The organism is Algibacter sp. L3A6 (assembly GCF_009796825.1).
In the GTDB taxonomy this organism is placed as follows: Bacteria; Bacteroidota; Bacteroidia; order Flavobacteriales; family Flavobacteriaceae; genus Algibacter.
The window spans coordinates 649445-667192 of record NZ_CP047030.1 but is presented as its reverse complement, the minus strand read 5'-3'; the positions used below and the strand labels follow the sequence as shown (position 1 = coordinate 667192).

At 33.3% G+C, this 17748-nt stretch carries 15 protein-coding genes; 7 read left to right on the top strand and 8 right to left on the bottom strand.

Features of this window, described 5'->3' with window-relative positions:
- The first annotated feature begins 568 nt into the window (after positions 1-568).
- Complete coding sequence (locus GQR98_RS02775; RefSeq protein WP_159018183.1) at positions 569-1234, top strand: M15 family metallopeptidase; 666 nt, start codon at positions 569-571, stop codon at positions 1232-1234.
- A 75-nt stretch (positions 1235-1309) separates the two neighbouring features.
- A complete protein-coding gene (locus GQR98_RS02770; protein ID WP_159018182.1) occupies positions 1310-1600 on the top strand; it encodes a hypothetical protein in 291 nt (96 codons plus the stop codon).
- A gap of 29 nt (positions 1601-1629) precedes the next feature.
- Here GQR98_RS02770 and GQR98_RS02765 read toward each other — a convergent pair whose 3' ends face one another.
- Positions 1630-2322: a peptidylprolyl isomerase gene (locus GQR98_RS02765; protein WP_159018181.1), complete on the bottom strand. Its 693-nt coding sequence runs from the start codon at positions 2320-2322 to the stop codon at positions 1630-1632.
- A 4-nt stretch (positions 2323-2326) separates the two neighbouring features.
- Between GQR98_RS02765 and GQR98_RS02760 the strand changes: the two genes are divergently transcribed.
- From GQR98_RS02760 to GQR98_RS02745, 4 genes are all read left to right on the top strand, one after another.
- Positions 2327-2968: an NUDIX hydrolase gene (locus GQR98_RS02760; protein ID WP_159018180.1), complete on the top strand. Its 642-nt coding sequence runs from the start codon at positions 2327-2329 to the stop codon at positions 2966-2968.
- 61 nt (positions 2969-3029) lie between these two features.
- The gene (locus tag GQR98_RS02755; protein ID WP_159018179.1) at positions 3030-3827 is read left to right on the top strand and encodes a lysophospholipid acyltransferase family protein; all 798 of its coding nucleotides are present in this window, start codon (positions 3030-3032) and stop codon (positions 3825-3827) included.
- A 40-nt stretch (positions 3828-3867) separates the two neighbouring features.
- The gene (gene recQ / locus GQR98_RS02750) at positions 3868-6018 is read left to right on the top strand and encodes a DNA helicase RecQ (protein ID WP_159018178.1); all 2151 of its coding nucleotides are present in this window, start codon (positions 3868-3870) and stop codon (positions 6016-6018) included.
- 67 nt (positions 6019-6085) lie between these two features.
- Entirely contained in the window at positions 6086-6664 is a 579-nt protein-coding gene (locus tag GQR98_RS02745) for a pentapeptide repeat-containing protein (protein ID WP_233268066.1), read from the top strand.
- Between the two features lie 244 nt (positions 6665-6908).
- Here GQR98_RS02745 and GQR98_RS02740 read toward each other — a convergent pair whose 3' ends face one another.
- From GQR98_RS02740 to GQR98_RS02710, 7 genes are all read right to left on the bottom strand, one after another.
- Positions 6909-8780: a B12-binding domain-containing radical SAM protein gene (locus tag GQR98_RS02740; protein WP_159018177.1), complete on the bottom strand. Its 1872-nt coding sequence runs from the start codon at positions 8778-8780 to the stop codon at positions 6909-6911.
- 58 nt (positions 8781-8838) lie between these two features.
- Positions 8839-9981 (bottom strand): fibrinogen-like YCDxxxxGGGW domain-containing protein, encoded by a 1143-nt coding sequence (locus tag GQR98_RS02735; RefSeq protein ID WP_159018176.1) that lies wholly within the window; start codon positions 9979-9981, stop codon positions 8839-8841.
- A gap of 259 nt (positions 9982-10240) precedes the next feature.
- A complete protein-coding gene (locus GQR98_RS02730) occupies positions 10241-10921 on the bottom strand; it encodes a Lipl32 family lipoprotein (protein ID WP_159018175.1) in 681 nt (226 codons plus the stop codon).
- Positions 10922-10963: 42 nt separating this feature from the next.
- Entirely contained in the window at positions 10964-11581 is a 618-nt protein-coding gene (locus GQR98_RS02725) for an SIMPL domain-containing protein (protein ID WP_159018174.1), read from the bottom strand.
- A gap of 26 nt (positions 11582-11607) precedes the next feature.
- Positions 11608-12027, bottom strand: a complete 420-nt coding sequence (locus GQR98_RS02720; RefSeq protein WP_159018173.1) for a hypothetical protein — start codon at positions 12025-12027, stop codon at positions 11608-11610.
- A 371-nt stretch (positions 12028-12398) separates the two neighbouring features.
- Positions 12399-13043, bottom strand: coding sequence for a response regulator transcription factor (locus GQR98_RS02715; RefSeq protein WP_159018172.1), 645 nt, complete (start codon positions 13041-13043; stop codon positions 12399-12401).
- Positions 13044-15140, bottom strand: coding sequence for a tetratricopeptide repeat-containing sensor histidine kinase (locus GQR98_RS02710; RefSeq protein ID WP_159018171.1), 2097 nt, complete (start codon positions 15138-15140; stop codon positions 13044-13046).
- A 251-nt stretch (positions 15141-15391) separates the two neighbouring features.
- Here GQR98_RS02710 and GQR98_RS02705 point away from each other — a divergent pair, with 251 nt between their 5' ends.
- On the top strand, positions 15392-17710 hold the full coding sequence (locus tag GQR98_RS02705; protein WP_159018170.1) for a type IA DNA topoisomerase: 2319 nt from the start codon (positions 15392-15394) through the stop codon (positions 17708-17710).
- The last annotated feature ends 38 nt before the right edge of the window (positions 17711-17748 follow it).

Here is a 17748-nt window from a genome sequence, read left to right as displayed (position 1 = left end):
CACTTTTATATTTTAAATACTAATGCCCATAATTGAATTATTTTAGTTAAAACTATCTAAAAAAAAGATACATGTATAAAGTTTGGCACGCAGTTTGCTTTTACATTAAACGTTACACTTTATGTAAAAGTTTATTGAGTGGTTACTTTAAACTGTAGAGTTGTAACTCATATTTTGATTGGTTAGTTAGAAAAAAAGCATCCGTTTTCGGGTGCTTTTTTTGTGTTATAATGTTTTATTTTTCGATTTCTTAGAATTAAAAAAGGCGTATTTAATCGGTGATTTTAAATATTTCATCTATAAATGTTAAAATTTAATGTATTTCATCGATTTGATATGTATTTAGTCGTTCTATTACATTTCTAAATTATATATTTGAATAGTTCTAAATAACACATTTTTTAGATCAATGGATTAATTAATTAGTATTTGCATTATGTTGTTGAAATGGAATCCCAAATCTAACCTCATAATACTAAAGCAAATGATAGAAAACCGAGTTTGAGGGAACTCGGTTTTTTTTATGCCTAATTTTTAGTGAAACATTATTTTAGCTAACTTCGCTATTATGAATTTTAAATATCTCTACCTCGTTTTACTCTCTTCTGTGGTTTCATTTGCTCAATTGCCAGAAGGTTTTGTTTATGTAAAAGAAGTTATACCAGATTTGCATGTAGAATTACGCTACAACACCGATAACAATTTTGTTGGGCAACCCGTAGATGGTTATAATTCTAATCGATTAATACTAACAAAACAAGCAGCGGAAGCTTTACGTTTGGTGCAAGAAGAGTTGGAAGATGAAAACTTATGCTTAAAAGTCTATGATGGTTATAGGCCACAACAAGGTGTAAACCATTTTATGCGTTGGGCTCGGGATTTAAATGATACAATAAATAAAACAATTTTTTATCCTGAAGTTAAAAAACGAACATTATTTAAAGCGGGATATATAGCAACTAAATCGGGACATAGTAGAGGTAGTACCTTAGATTTAACTTTGCTAGATGGGAGTACAGGTGAAGTTTTAGATATGGGAAGTCCTTTTGATTTTTTCGGAGAAGCCTCGTGGGTAAATTATCCACACATATCAGAAAAACAAAAAGAAAATCGACAAAAACTTCAAACAGTTATGCTTAAGCATAGTTTTAGAAATTACTCAAAAGAGTGGTGGCATTTTACATTGCGTTGGGAACCATTTCCTAAAACATATTTCGATTTTCCTGTAGAATAGATTTTTTTTTTGATAAAAGTTATTCTCTTGGTTCTTTAAAGGATGTATTTTAAATGAAAGCTTGATTACAATTTTATGGAAAGAAAGAACCATAAGGAATTTAAAAAATTCACCACAACAAAAATTATTAGAGTGGTTAATATTTTAGCTGCAATTCTATTTATGGTATTTAAAGTGATTGATAAATCAGGGTTGTTTGCACTCTATTATGCGTTTTACTATTATTTGTGGCTTTATATTCTGTTTTTAGGTTTAGAAATAAGGTATTTTAAATTAACCCAAAGCAGCCTAGTAAATTATACTATTAAGCATCCTTTATCAATTATAGGTATTGTACTTCCTGTATTATTAGTGTTTTGTTTTTGAACTAAAATTAAGAGCGAAATAACAAGTGGTTATTCTATAATTTCACAATCACGAATATATATATTCTGTAAAGGCCAATCACCTTTACCGGTCTCTACTGCTGCAATTTTATCAATAACATCCATACCTCGAGTTACATGCCCAAAAACAGTATAATCGCCATCTAGAAAATGCGATCCACCATGTTGTTGAATAATAAAAAACTCGTACGGCGACGCTAGTTTATGTGGATTTTCAATGGCGCTACTTGGCATCGAAATAACGCCTCTATCATGTTTAAAACCACGTTTAGTATCTGGCGGAAGCAAGTATTTACCAATTTTTCCTCGCTTTTTAGAAATTTTCACATCATCGCTGTTTCCAGCTTGCACCATGTAATCATCAATAACGCGATAAAACTGTGTATCTACAAAGTATTTTTGTTTCGTTAAAAATATAAAATTCGATCTATGAAATTTAGTTTCATTGTAAAGTAAAATATCAAAACTTCCAAAATCGGTTGTTATACGTACTTTATTCTCTTTATGGTGTTTATCATATTCTAGAAAAAACTCCATAGCACTTTTGGAATCTAACTTTTCAAAAGCGGGTTCTTTCTTTTTTACGGTGTCTTTTTTTATGGTTTTTGTAACTACAGTTTCTGTTGTCGTTTTCTTCTTAGATTGTTTATCTTCACAATTCAGAAATAAAAAAAAGAAACACAAAAGCAAACCTATACGCATATCAATGAATTTTGATGAATTTTTAGAATCGATTTCAAAAATAAAAAATATACCGCTACCAGCCGAGGCTTCTCAGTTTAAAATGGTGCCTTCTTTTAGGCAAGAGCTTTTAAGACAGCAGCAGGATGCTATTAAAAAGGCTAAAAAAGCGGGTGTTTTAGCGTTATTTTATCCTAATGATAAAAACGAAACAACCTTTGTTTTAATACTTCGGAAAGTTTACAAAGGGGCACATTCAGGGCAAGTTGCCTTTCCTGGCGGAAAGTTAGAACCTAGCGATAAATCGTTGCAAGACGCTGCGGTTCGCGAAACCTTTGAAGAGGTTGGTGTGCCTATCAAAAACATTAAGGTTATTAGAGAATTAACTGAGGTTTATATTCCGCCAAGTAACTTTTATGTGCACCCGTTTATTGGTGTTTTGCAAAATCAACCTAGTTTTATTAAACAAGATGATGAAATAGAAGCCATTATAGAAATAAAATTACAACATTTTTTAGATGAAAAAATAGTCATTCAAAAAACAGTAAAAACCTCGTATAGCCTTGAAGTCGAGGTGCCTGCATTCAATTTAAACGGGCATATAGTTTGGGGAGCAACAGCAATGATGCTCAGTGAAATTAAAGACTTATTAAAACAGCTTTTGTAATCTGTTAGAATTGTTACATTTGTATTTTAGTATATTAACTAATCAATTTGACGTGTGATTTATGGGATTGTTTAAAAGAAATCCGTTCGGACATATATTATTTTTAAAGAAATGGCTAATTAGAATCTTTGGTGTGATAACACATAGGAGATTTCGTGGCTTTAATGAACTACAAATTGAAGGATCGGAAATTATTAAAAATTTACCCGATACCAATGTGCTTTTTGTATCAAACCATCAAACGTATTTCGCAGATGTTGTAGCTATGTTTCATGTTTTTAATGCGAGTTTAAGCGGAAGAACAGATTCTATAAAAAACATAGGTTATATCTGGGATCCAAAACTTAATATCTATTACATAGCCGCGAAAGAAACTATGAAAGCGGGGTTATTACCAAAAATCTTAGCTTACATGGGCTCTATTAGTATAGAACGTACTTGGAGATCGGAAGGTAAAGATGTTAATCGTCAGGTTAAAATGAGCGACATTTCTAGTATAGGGAAAGCTTTAGACGATGGTTGGGTTATTACCTTTCCACAAGGTACAACTACACCTTTTAAACCTATCAGGAAAGGAACAGCGCATATTATTAAACGTTACAAACCAATTGTTGTACCAATCGTTATCGATGGTTTTCGTAGATCGTTTGATAAAAAAGGATTATTTATTAAGAAGAAAAATATATTTCAATCTTTTGAAATTAAAGAACCTTTAGAAATAGATTACGAAAACGATACGCATGCAGATATCGTAGAAAAGATAGAATATGCTATAGAGCAACATTCATCTTTCTTAAAAGTAGTTTCACAAAAAGATTTAGCAGCTCTGGAGGAATTAAATAAAAAGCGCGAATGGTAAAACATTATGCTTTTAATGTTTACCGTTTACACTTAAATTAATGCCAAGAACAGCCACCAACGATCAGGTGTTTTCAAACTTAAAAAACTATTTTGGTTACGATTCTTTTAGAGTAAATCAACAAGATATTGTAGAGTCTGTACTCAATAAAAAAGACTGCTTGGTTATTATGCCAACAGGAGGTGGTAAATCTATTTGTTTTCAGCTTCCGGCGTTGTCCTTTAAAGGCGTTACCATTGTTATTTCTCCGCTTATAGCGCTAATGAAAGATCAGGTCGATGGTTTAAACGCCAATGGTATTCCTGCATCTTATTTTAATAGTAGCCAAAGTAGCGAAGAGCAATTTGCTATTATAGAAAGTGTTATTACAGCAGAAATAAAACTACTTTATGTTGCTCCAGAAAGTTTAGCGGCGTTACAAAATATTTTAACTGAAAAATATATTAGCTGTGTTGCTATAGACGAGGCGCATTGTATTTCTTCTTGGGGACACGATTTTAGACCATCGTATCAACAACTTGGTTTTTTAAAATCTACATTACCTAATATTCCGTTTATTGCCTTAACTGCTACTGCGGATAAAGCAACTAGAGAAGATATTGTAAAACAATTACGCATAGAGCATGCCGAGCGTTTTATTTCATCTTTCGATAGAAAAAATATAGGATTGGAAGTTAGAACGGCCAATAACCGAATTTCTCAAATAGTTAAATTTATAAATGCCAGACCAAACCAGTCGGGAATTATTTATTGCCTAAGCCGAAAAACTACAGAACAGCTATCTAAAAAATTAAAAACCAATGGGATTCATGCGGAAGCGTATCATGCCGGGTTAAATTTTGAAAAACGAAGTAAAGTTCAAGAATCTTTTATTCGTGATAAAACCCAAATTGTCTGCGCAACCGTTGCTTTCGGTATGGGAATAGATAAATCTAATGTGCGTTGGGTGGTGCATTATAATATGCCTAAAAACATTGAAGGTTATTATCAAGAAATTGGGCGTGCAGGACGAGATGGCTTAACCTCGCATGCGTTATTATTTCATAGTTATGCCGATGTTATTCAATTACAAAATTTTGCAAGCGGTGCTACCAATGAGGCTGTACAGATAGCGAAATTAGATAGAATGAAACAGTTTGCAGAGTCAACCACATGCCGACGTAAAATTCTATTAAGTTACTTCGGAGAGTTGCTTGGTGGCAACTGCGGGAATTGCGATGTTTGTAAAAATCCTCCACAGTTTTTCGATGGTACTGTAATTGCTCAAAAAATTCTTTCGGCAGTCTATCGTTTACAAGAAAAGGAAGCGATGGGTATGATTATCGATGTACTTCGTGGTTCGCAAAATGCGGCTGTTTTGGCAAAAGGTTATCAAAATGTACGCACGTTTGGTATTGGTAATGATATTGCTTGGAAGCATTGGCAGCATTTTGTAATTCAACTTATAAATCAAGGGTTTTGCGAAATTGCGTTTCATAAAAATAATGCTTTGCAACTTACCGAATTTTCAAATAATGTGTTGTTTAAAGGAGCTAAAGTCGCGCTAACAAAACCATTAGTGATTACAGAAATAAAACCTGTTATTAAAGAGAAACGTACACGAACAAAAAGGACCAAAACCACAAAAGCAAGAACAAAAGCTAAGGTTGTAACTGATAGTTTATTTGAACGTCTTAGAAGATTACGTTATAAAATAGCACAAGAGGAAGATATTCCTGCTTATTTAGTTTTTAGTGATGCTACGTTAAAAGAAATTGAAAAAGAGCGCCCATTAAGTGATGACGATTTTTTAAGAATTAGTGGAGTAGGGCAGCGTAAGCTTGAAGTTTATGGTGATGAGTTTATGGCTGAAATCATGAATTTCATGGGGTCTAAGCCTAAAAAAGTTAAAAAAGGTGATACTTATATAAAGACATACGATTTGTACAAATCGGGCTTATCAATAGATGAAATTGCTATGCAGCGTAAGTTAGGTACAACCACTGTTTACTCTCATATTGCTAAGTTATACAGCATGGGTAAACAAATTAATCTATACGATTTTGTTTCTAAAAGCGATGTTGAAGCCATACGAAAAGCTAAAAAAGCTCTTGGTTCTCCAAAAGCACTACGTGCGTATTTTGATTATTTTAATGAGAGTATCGACTATTTTAAAATTCGTTTAGCATTAAGTATTATTGAGAAAGACTAATTGTTTTTAATTAGAGTTTCGTTTAAAATAAGTTAACTTCGGTTTTTAAGTCCATAAAGTTTTGTAAATGATGTCCGCACCTTTATATGAAGATGAAATTTTCGATAAACAAGATTATTCCGTAAACCGAATTCCAAAAGGTGATTACGAATATTGCACGTTTAAAAATTGTAATTTTTCTGAAGGGTTTCTATCGGAAGTTAGATTTTTAGAATGCGAGTTTATAGATTGCAATTTTAGTTCGGCAAACCTAACAAGTTCATCGTTTCAAGATGTGAAACTTTTAGGATGTAAAGTTTTGGGTGTACATTTTGAAAGTTGTAACTCGTTTGGTTTTGCATTATATATTGAAAACTGCCAGCTTAATCACTCTTCCTTTTATCAAGTAGATTTAAGTCGTACTAAAATGATTAATTCTAAACTTCATAATGTGGAATTTACTGAGGCTAATTTAAGTCGTTGCACTTTTGATGATTGTGATTTTCAAGGGGCTACTTTTCAAAATACTAATTTGGAAAAAGCCGATTTTCGAAAAGCTATTAATTATAATATTTATCCTGAAAGAAATAAAATTAAAGGCGCTAAGTTTTCTTTGGAAGGCATTGAAGGTCTTTTAGCTAGTTATGATATTGTGGTTGAGAAGTGAGTTTTGTAAGGTTTACATGTTTTGATTCTATCTATCATGTCGACGATAGGAGACATCGCATTATAGATTTAAAGACTGTGAAACATCTACTCTGGGACAAACCTAAACAAATGTCAGGCTTTAGATAAAGTTAAACCTCAGCAGTTTTTTCCGCGTTAGGGATTGCAGAGAAAAGCCCACAGCCCGACAGAGGAGGTGCGAGGACTTGAAACGTAAAGCCCGACCCTTTTCGGGTAACGCCCAATTATTTTATAGCTAATTCTTCTAAAAAACTTTCTATTAAACCTTTTGAATGGCTGGTTGAAGGAATAGGGAAATCGAACCAATTTTGTAAGTTATCTTGGAGTCCGGCATTGTTTAAATAGTTGTGTAATGCCAAGTTTAGACCTTTTGTGTATTTAGGATGATCGGCGCCTTGTATGTCTTTATGGTACAGATCGTTTTGTGCAAAACCTTCGAAAACAGGACCTGTTATTTTGATGCCAAAGGCTTCTGGGTTTTGACCAATTGGGCTATGTATTGTGGTTGTAAATTGGTGCCAAAATGCCGATTGTATACAGTTTCTTTCGAATAGTTGCCTTACTACTTCGAGAGAATCGATGGTTTCTTGCTCGGTTTGGGTTGGAAATCCATACATGAGATAGGCGTGAACCATGATGTCGTTTTGTGAAAAATGATGGGTTACTCGGGTAACTTGTGCAATATCCACACCTTTTTTCATTTTAGATAATAAACGGTCTGAGGCTACTTCTAGTCCGCCGGTTACGGCTATACAGCCCGATTGTGCCATGATTTGGCATAAGTCGAAATCGAATGTTTTTTCGAATCTAATGTTTGTCCACCAAGTGATTTTTAGGTTACGTTCTATAAGCTCTTTTGATAGGGCGCGTAACATTTTTGGTGGAGCAGCTTCGTCTACAAAATGGAAACCTGTAATACCGGTGTCTTTTATTATTTTCTCGATTTTATTGACTAAATCTACAGCCGTTGTGTTTTGGTAATTGCCAATATAATCTAGGCTAACATCGCAAAAGGAGCATTGTTTCCAGTAGCATCCATGAGAAATGGTTAGTTTATTCCATCGGGCATCGGTCCACATACGGTGCATGGGGTTTACAACGTCTAAAAAAGAAACGTATTTATTGTATGGTAATCCTGAATAGTTGGGTGCAGGAAGATTTTTATGATGATAAATGGTATTTGGAACCTTGTTTTTATAAACCACCTTATTGTTTTCTAGAACAAATGTGCGCTCTAGTTGGTCGATACCGATGTTGCCATCTAGGTAGTTTACCATTTTTAATAACGGGCCTTCGCCATCATCGAGAGATATAAAATCGACAAATTCAAAAATTCTAGGATCTTCTAGTGAGCGTAATTCGGTGTTGCAATACCCACCTCCAAAAGCCACATGAATATCTGGGAAAAGTTGCTTAATAAATTGTGCACAGCGTAAAGCTGCGAATAAATTCCCCGGAAAGGGAATAGTAAAACAAACTAAATTTGGATTGTGGTTTTCGATTTGAGCGACTAAAATATCGAGCATTTGCTCTTCGATAAGTGTAGGCTGGTAACTTAAAAACTCGTCTAATTGATTGAAACTACTTGCCGATGTTGCAATTTGCTCGGCGTATTTTGTGAATGCAAAAAACTCGTCTACGTTGGCTTGTATAAAATCGCCTATTTCTTCAATAAAAAGTGTAGCGTAATGTTTAGCTTTGTCTATAATACCTACATCGCCTGCTGCCCATTCAATTTTGTTGTTAACATGTTTTAAGCGATGACCTTGTGGTAAAAAATCGTCTTTTAAAATTTTATAAGCTGTTTCAATATCATGCTTTTGTAGAAATGCAATAACGGTGTCTACTCTAGATATGTACAGTGATTTCATTTTGCTAACTTCAGGGTAATTATAATTACCTAGAGCTTTTGCTTCTGCAAACATGGCGCTCAAAAAATCGCTTTTAAAAACAGCCGTAAATAGCTCAATGCTTAAGTCGCAATGTGGCACAGATATATCGTGTATTTCCAGAAAGCCTTTTAAATAAGCTGTTGCTGGATATGCTGTGTTTAATTGAGTAAACGGTGGTGTTATAAAAAGGACTTTGGTTTGCATGCTGCAAAGATAGCCTTCTTAAAAAATAAATAACTAAGTGTAAATGTAATATTTAGATTTAACGAATAAATAATTGAACATGATTTACTGCTGTGCTGTTTGATGGAATACCTCCGCCCCATGGATTAACACTACCTATAGAGTAAAACCAGCTTCCGCTATTTACTGAGCCATCTAAATAAGTACTACCTCCTGATAACTCTAAACCTCCCCAACTATTATTAGTCATATCAATGTTAATTGCGGTGTAACCAGTTACAGGTCTAGTTGTTGAAGCACTTGTTCTTGGGTCAAAGGTCTGGCTCCAATGGTTTCTTAAGCCTAAGGTTGGGTAATATATTCTAAACTCGTAGGCTGCGGCGCTTTTAATTTCGTCTAGTTTACTTAAAATAGAATATTTATTGGTTGTTAAACCTGGAGATGCGATGTTAAATTCGCTGGCTTCCGCGTCGTTTGTCCAATAACCACCTGCGGTATTGTGGTTAAATACTAAGGTCCATCCGCCACCGTCGCTCGTCATGTCGCAATAGCAATCGTAAGCAGGGTTTGGGCCGCTTCCATCTGGATCTACAGAATATATGCCATCGGTTGTGGAGCCTGCATTAAGGTATGCCAAGCAACTTGATAAAACAGATGTAACGCCTATATTTATATTACAGGTATCACCTTTTTCTAAATAAGTGATAGTAAAGCTATCGGTTTGTTCGGCTATTGGGGTTCCAGATCCTGAAAGCGTAATGGTATTTAGACCAATTGCACTAAAGACTCCAGAGGCAGAAAAACTATAACCATTAACTGTATTTGTACTTATGTTATAAGCTTCTATTGAATTAACAAGAACGTCTACCGTAATGGTGTTCGCGCTTGTTAGGGGTGTACCTATAGCATACCCGCCATTAGATGCTGGAGAGCTACATTCTAAAGCATTTGTGGGAGATTCTCCTAAGCAACCCGACCAAGTTGTACCTTTATAATACTGAAAGCATTTGCTGTCTAAATTATAAATAAACAAACCTTCGGCAGGAGATGCGATGGCGTTTCTTTCTAATAAAGTCATTCTAGGGAGTAAAAGCCCTTGTGTTTGAGAATTAATTTCTAAAATCGATGATGGATCTGGAGTTGTGGTGCCGATACCAACTTGAGAAAAAATTTGGCAACAGTTCACTAGGCATATAATAAATGCCAGAGGGTTTTTTTTCATTATTTAGTGTTCTTAGGGATTACTAAAATAGATAAAAAAAGCTTAGTGATACTGGGTAATGCGTAAGTACTTGGTTTATTGTAGTGTTATGGAAACGTCATGAATAATTGTGTTTATAATGGCTTACAAAGCGTGTTTTAAATTCAGTTTTTAAGTGTAAATTTTTACTTTCTTTTTGAGAAGTAATGGCATAAAAAAAGCACCTCCTTTAAAAGAGGTGCTTAATTAAGTTAAAAAAAAGGATGTCTGTAATTCTGTATTATAGTCCTTTTTTTAATTCGGCAATGGTTTTAGCCATAACAACACCTGGTAATTTTACTGGAGCTGCAACTTCTGCTAAAAATGTTCCTTTAACTTCACCTGTTTTGTAAGTTGTAAAACCAATTCTGTATAAACCAGCAGTTAAAGCTTTTGTTGGGCTTCCAACTTCACTTTTGTATCTTAATAAAGAGTTGTAGCTGCTTCCACTTGGTTGTTTAGGCATTTCACTACTGTCATCGTTACTTGCTAGTTTTGTCCAAGTTGCGCTTTTAGCAGCCTCTTCAGTAATATTTTCTTTTGTGAAAATAGTAGAACGCTCTAAAGTGATGTAAGTATCAAAATAATCGCTAGAAGATGCATTTTCTGTGTAAGCCTCAGATTCTATTGCGTCTTTAATTTTTGTTTTAGCAACAGGAGAAAGCATTCTAACTCCTAATTCTGGAGCAACAGCAGGAACCCATAAATAAATATAGTAGAATTTTTTACCATCTACAACTTCATCTTCATTTCCTACAGAAGCATATCCTAAATAAGAAATAACATCTGTGTAAGGTACTTTAATTGTTTTTGGTCCTATTTTCTTTTCAATAGAACTTCCAAACTTTTTTAATTTTTGTGCTTCTGCGTTAAATATTGCACAGAAAGCAAATAATGATAATGCGGCTAATTTAATTCTCATGTTTTTTTTAAATTGAAATTTGTTAGTATTAGACATCCTTTTTTATTTTAGTTCGAAAGCAACAGTAACACTATGTGGTTGTGAATTTGTAGTACCGTAACTTTGAATATATTGTGTGTTTGTGTTTTGGTCTGAAATGTTTACGATTTCACCTATAGTTTTGTTTAATTTTTTAGCTATAAGTTCTGCTTTTTGTCTCGCGTTTTCAATGGCTTTTGTTGAAAGTGCAGCCAACTCTTTATCTGTTAATTTTTTAGGCTCCACTTCACTGCTGGCAACCGATACTCCAGACGATTTTAAGTTTATTATTTTTCTAGCTTCATCCTTATTTGTTGTTTTTAAATAGTAATATGCCGCTTCTCTGTTTTGTCCGTAAGACATGGCAAGCTCATAATAGGTGTTTCTTCTAAACCTGCTAAAATCTACACCAGCTTCGTCTAATTTTTTTATGTAATTGCGTGTTACATCTTCTAAAGACGTGGCTTCAACTTCCACTTGTCCATCATAAACCATTATTTGCTGCAAGGCAATTATAACGGTGTAATTTTGGTCGGTTATTGTTTTTTCTGTTTCGCCAATAACAGAAATAGTGTTGCTTTGTTCTTGCGAAATTAGTGGAATTGTAAAGAATAAGGCTACTAAATAGATGAGTTTTTTCATGATTATATAAATTAATTTTTAACTTTTTAGAAGAATAATATAGAAGCCACTATCATCCAGGCACCTACGAATAAACCTACAATACCTAGCTTACCTTGTTTTGGTGCTAATTTCTCTCTAAGTGCTACTGCTTTTTCTTTTGCAGCTTCATTTTTAGATAAAACAAATTTGTTAATTAGGCTAAATCCTAACATAAAACCTAAAACAGCTTCTACAAGACTTCCTGCTAATAATGTTACCCACCAGATTGGGAAAGTTGTAATCCAACCTAAATTTAAAATTGAAAAGATAATACCCCAAACACCGTAGAAACAAAAAATAATTCCAATCCAACCTTGGTAAGGTTCTATTTTGTCTAAAAGTTCTTTTGCGTTAGGTTTTTTTGAAAGTAATAAAGAAGGTACTGCAATGATACTTAATAAGATTAATGTAATTCCGAAAGTCATAATTTTGATTTTTAATGGTTAATTTTTATTCGTTTTTCTTATAATAAACATGTTAAGGTTTTGTTTGTTTTTAACTTACCATGTGTCTTATTTTCTTTTACAAAAGTATAGCAATAGAGCTCCTAGAATAACCCCGTATTTGGTGAAAATGAATACCCTGAAAACAGGGTGTTTTGTTTTAATTAATTGATTTTGAATGGTTTATTTTGTTTTGTTATTTTGTGTTTATGATTTTTTTTTAGATGAAAAGTCAAAATGGAACTTATTAAATAGAGTTAGAGTGTGTTTAATAGTGCTAAGGAGATTTTACGCATAAAAAAAGACGCTTTAAAAAAGCGCCTTAGTATTATATTATAATTAGTGTTTTATTATTAAGATGAAACGTAACCTTTTTTTATAGCGTATTTGGTAAGGCCAGCAAGGTTTCTAACATTAAGTTTAGTAATTAAGTTTTTTCTGTAACTCTCAATAGTGTGTTTGCTTAAAAAGAGTTTATCTGCTATTTCTTGAGTGGTGAATTCTTCTGCAATTAAAGAGATTACTTCAACTTCGCGCTTTGTTAGTTTAATCTCTTTTTCTTTATTTTTTTCAAACTTATTTTGAAGATAAATATCTTTTATTTCTTTTGAAAAATACTTTTCCCCTCCCAAAATAGTTTCAATGGCTTTTAGAAATTCTTCTTTCTGAGCATTTTTCTGAAGGTAGCCATCTACATTGCTTTCTATTAAATCATCAATAATTTCTGGTGTGTTATGCATGCTTACTACCAACGTTTTTACATTTCTATGGTTTTCTTTTATCCATTTATTTAGAGTAATACCATCAACTTCAGGCATGGTAACATCGGTAATAACTAAATCGATTTGTTCTTCAGTATTTATCGATATATATTTTTGAACATGGCCACCATGCTTAGCTGTAAATAGAATATTGTAATTGCTTTCAGTTTTAAGAATACTTAATAAACCATCTAAAAACATTTTATGGTCGTCGGCAATAATAAGGTTATGCTTCATTTATTTTTGTTCTAAGGGGATTTCTATATTTATACTTGTGCCTCTATTTATTTTAGAGTCAATATGTAATGTGCCGTTGTAATCGTTTACTCGGTTCTTAATATTGGTCAAGCCAATACCTAGAGTAGTTAAAGATACATCAAAGCCTTTGCCGTTATCTTCATAAACAAAAAAGATACATGCGTTTAGTAAATCTAATTGAATATCTATAGTGTCGGCGTCGGCATATTTGAGGGTGTTGGTTGTTAATTCCTGAAAAATAGAAAACAACTCGTTTTGCAATATTTTGTTTAGTGTGTTTATTTTTTCTTCATCATAAAAATGAATATTAATTTTTATGTTGCTCGCCTCTTGTACGGTTTTTATATATTCTGTAATTAAAGATACAAAGTCATTTTCTCTAATTTTTTTTGGTAATAAATTATGCGATAAGTTTCTAACTTGCTCGTAAGTATCATCGAGTTGGCTGTAGATTAATTGCGCTTTATCTGGGTGGTTAGAAAGCTGACTGAACTGTAATTTTATCGCTGCTAAATTTCCACCAATGCTATCGTGCATTTCTTGAGCAATCTTTTTTCGTTCTAAATCTTGCCCTCTAATAGACGCTTTTATAATTTTTATTTCCTGATCTTTTTTCAACGAATTAACGCGCTGTGCGTTAACCTCTTTTTCCTTTAGGTTAAGTAAACTCTGAGCTTGTAATTTTTGATAGTAAATAACCAATAAACCAATAGTGGGTACTAGTAAAATGAAAAAGGCACCAAGCACAATATATTTTATGGTTTTTTCTCTATCTAATTCTAAGGCCTTTAATTGCTCTTTTTCTTTAAGTATGGCTATTTCGCTCTTTCGTTTTTCTGCGCGATTTTGTAATTGTAAAACTTCATTTTCATTTTGTTTAGCAATAATAGCTTTTTGAAGTTCGTACTTTTCTATGGCAGCATCTTTGTTTTTTATGTTTAAACTTTTATTTAAGTTTTCTATTTTTAATAGCTTTATTGTCTTTTCTTTTTCAAGCGTTTCAAACTTAACTTCTAAGCGGTTAATCTCTTCTTTTGTTTGCAGATTATCTATTGAGTCTTTTATTCTGGAGTAGCGCTTACTATATGTGTAGGCCGTGCTATAATCTTCTTTTCGGGCTGCTAGTTTTTCTAACATCAAATAACTATTCATTTGAATGTTTAAAGCGTCAGAGTTAATAGCTTTTGTTAAGGTATTTGCATAGATTAAAATGGCTTCATTATTTCTTTTTTGATTGTAAAATACTGTGCCTAATTTATCAGATATGATAAGCTCTAAATTATAAAAATTATTTTTAACACTTATTTTTTTAGCTTCACCATAGGTGTAAATAGCTTGATCAATCTCGCCATTGTTTACGTAATTATCGCCTATATTAATAATAACATTTACTAAAGCCTGTTGTTTGCTATTGTCTTTTTCACAAATAGTTTTGGCTTTCTGTAAGTAAATATTAGATAATTGATATTGAGAAAATGATGAGTAAATAGAGCCTAGATTTATATAGCTTCCTAAAATAATTTCGGCGTCCTTAGAGTGTTTAATGCATTTCTCAAAAAGCTCTTTAGCTTCTTGTGTTTTGTTTAGAGCAATGTAAGTACTTGCTAACCCGTGTATATGTGAATAGTAAAGATTTGTTTCGTTATGTTTTTCGCTGAGTTCGGCGCCTTTAATGTGCCATTTTTTACTTTCGTGATATAAACCTTTGTTTTTGTTGTTTAGAGCCAATAACTGGTATGCTAATATGGTTAGCCGGTTGGCTAAAGAGTCGTTAACAATAGATTTATGAGCAAGAGCTTGGTTAGTGTAATAAATAGAAGAGTCTATTTCTGCGTAGTTATTATGGTAATAGGCCAGTAGTAAATTGGTATTTGCAATGGCTTTATTGGTTTTGAATTTTTTTAAAAATTGATGAGCTTCTTTGTACGCTTTTTTTGCCGAACCAGAATTAAAATGGTGGTATAGTTCATCCACTTTTTTGTCTTCTAATTCTATAGAAGTCTGTGTTTGCGCCAAACCAATAGTGCAGTAGCATAAAAATAAATATGCAATTATGTTTTGTAACTTAAAAGGCATTCGCAAATTTAGGCTTTGTAGCAAGTATTAATATCCCTGAATTCAGTGATTTGTTGGTTTAAAATAATGAGGGTGTTTTAATATAAATATTTAGCCTTAAAACAATTAAGGTCAAAATCATGGTTTGATACAACAAATTTAAAGATAATATCTTTTACGAGCATTTAAATTCGTTAATAACTCGTTATAAAAGGCGCTTTGAATACCATGCAAAATCCTTATTTTGCACCTTCTATTTTAAAGCCAAATAAGTGAAAGTCTGTATAGCCGAAAAACCAAGTGTTGCCCGCGAAATTGCTACCGTTCTAGGAGCAAATACTAAACGCGATGGGTATTATGAAGGCAATGGTTATGCGGTAACTTATACTTTTGGACACCTTTGCACGCTTAAAGAACCTAACGATTATAAACCTTATTGGAAAAGTTGGGATTTGAATAATTTACCCATGTTGCCAGAAAAATTTGAAACTAAAGTGGTTGCGAATGATGGTATTCAAAAGCAATTTAGAATTGTAAAAAGTTTATTTGATAAAGCCGATGTTGTAATAAACTGTGGTGATGCCGGGCAAGAAGGAGAGCTTATACAACGCTGGGTGATGAACGAAGCTGAGTATAAAGGTAAAGTAGAACGTTTGTGGATATCATCATTAACAACGGAAGCCATAAAAGAAGGATTTCAGAATTTAAAACCTTCTGAAGATTACGATAATCTATACTATGCGGGATTTTCTAGAGCCATAGGCGATTGGCTTTTAGGGATGAATGCTACGCGTTTGTATACTGTAAAACATGGTGGTTATAAACAAGTGCTATCTGTTGGTCGCGTGCAAACACCAACTTTAGCCATGGTAGTAGGGCGTTTTAAAGATATTGAGAATTTTAAACCGCAACCGTATTGGGAATTACAAACACTGTATCGTGAAACGCTGTTTAGTTACGAGGAAGGTCGTTTTCTTAAAAAGGAAGATGGTGAATCTATGGCGAATAAGGTAAAGGAGAGTGAATTTGAAATTCAATCTACCACCAAAAAGAAAGGTAAGGAATACGCACCAAAACTCTTCGATTTAACTGGTCTTCAAGTATATTGTAATACTAAGTTCGGGTTTTCTGCAGACGAAACTTTAAAAATTGTTCAGAAATTATATGAACAAAAAGTGGTTACCTACCCAAGAGTAGATACCACATTTTTACCAAACGATGTGTATCCAAAGGTGGCAGGTATACTTCAGAAGTTAACAAATTATTCCACTTTAACACAACCGCTTTTAGGGAAGAAAATAAAAAAATCGACTAAGGTTTTCAACGATAAAAAAGTAACTGATCACCACGCTATTATTCCAACGGGAATTCAAATTAATCTGCAGTACAATCAACAACAGGTTTACGATATTATTGTAAAACGTTTTATTGCTGTTTTTTATGATGAATGTATCGTGTCTAATACTACCGTTTTAGGAAACGCGGCCGATGTTGTTTTTAAAACCACAGGAAAAGAAATTTTAGAAAAGGGCTGGCGTGTTGTTTTTGAAAATCCTAATGCAAAAGAAAAAGAATCTGGAATTTTACCAACCTTTGTAAAAGGAGAAAAAGGACCACACGAACCATCTTTTTTAGAAAAGGAAACCAAACCGCCAAATCAGTTTACAGAAGCAACTTTATTACGTGCTATGGAAACAGCGGGTAAGCAGGTAGACGATGAGGAATTAAGAGATTTAATGAAAGAAAATGGTATTGGTAGACCATCTACACGAGCCAATATTATCGAAACACTCTTTAAAAGAAAATATATAAAACGTAATAAAAAACAAGTATTACCAACGGTTACAGGTGTTTTGTTGATAGACACCATTCAAAATGAATTATTGAAATCTGCCGAGCTCACAGGATCTTGGGAGAAACAATTAAAAGATATTGAAAAAGGAACATATAGTGCTGGAGCGTTTATAAAAAACATGAAACGCATGGTAGATGCCTTGGTTTACGAAGTAAGAAGCGAAACTAAACGTGCTAATATTTCACAAGCCAATGTGGTTAAAAATCGTGCAGCAAAGGCAACCGTTAAAAAACAAGCCGGTATTATCGCTGAGGTTTGTCCAAAGTGTAAAAAAGGTCAGCTTTTAAAAGGAAAAACAGCTTACGGTTGCAGTGCTTATAAAGACGGCTGTAAATTTGTTTTACCTTTTAGTTTTGGGGATAAAAAAATATCTGAAAAGCAATTTATCCGTTTGCTTCAAAAAGGATCTACTGTAAATTTGAAAGGTTTTAAAACTGAAGCAGGAGCCGTTGAAGGTTTACTTCGTTTTGATGATGATTTTAAGTTGAAATTAGAGCCGAAAGTGAAAGTTGAAAAAACGCAAAAAGTAGCAGCACCGACAGAAGGAGATTCCGATGCTTTAACTTGTCCAAAATGTAATGTAGGTAAGGTTCTAAAAGGGAAAACCGCTTATGGCTGTACTGCTTATAAATCGGGTTGTGATTTTAAAATGACTTTCGATACCGTTAAATCTAAAATTAACGGCCAAAAACCAACGAAAGAATTGGTTTATAAAATTCTGAAAGGAGAGGTGTAATCATTTTTTATTATGATGAGTATTGTTTTTCATGTCGA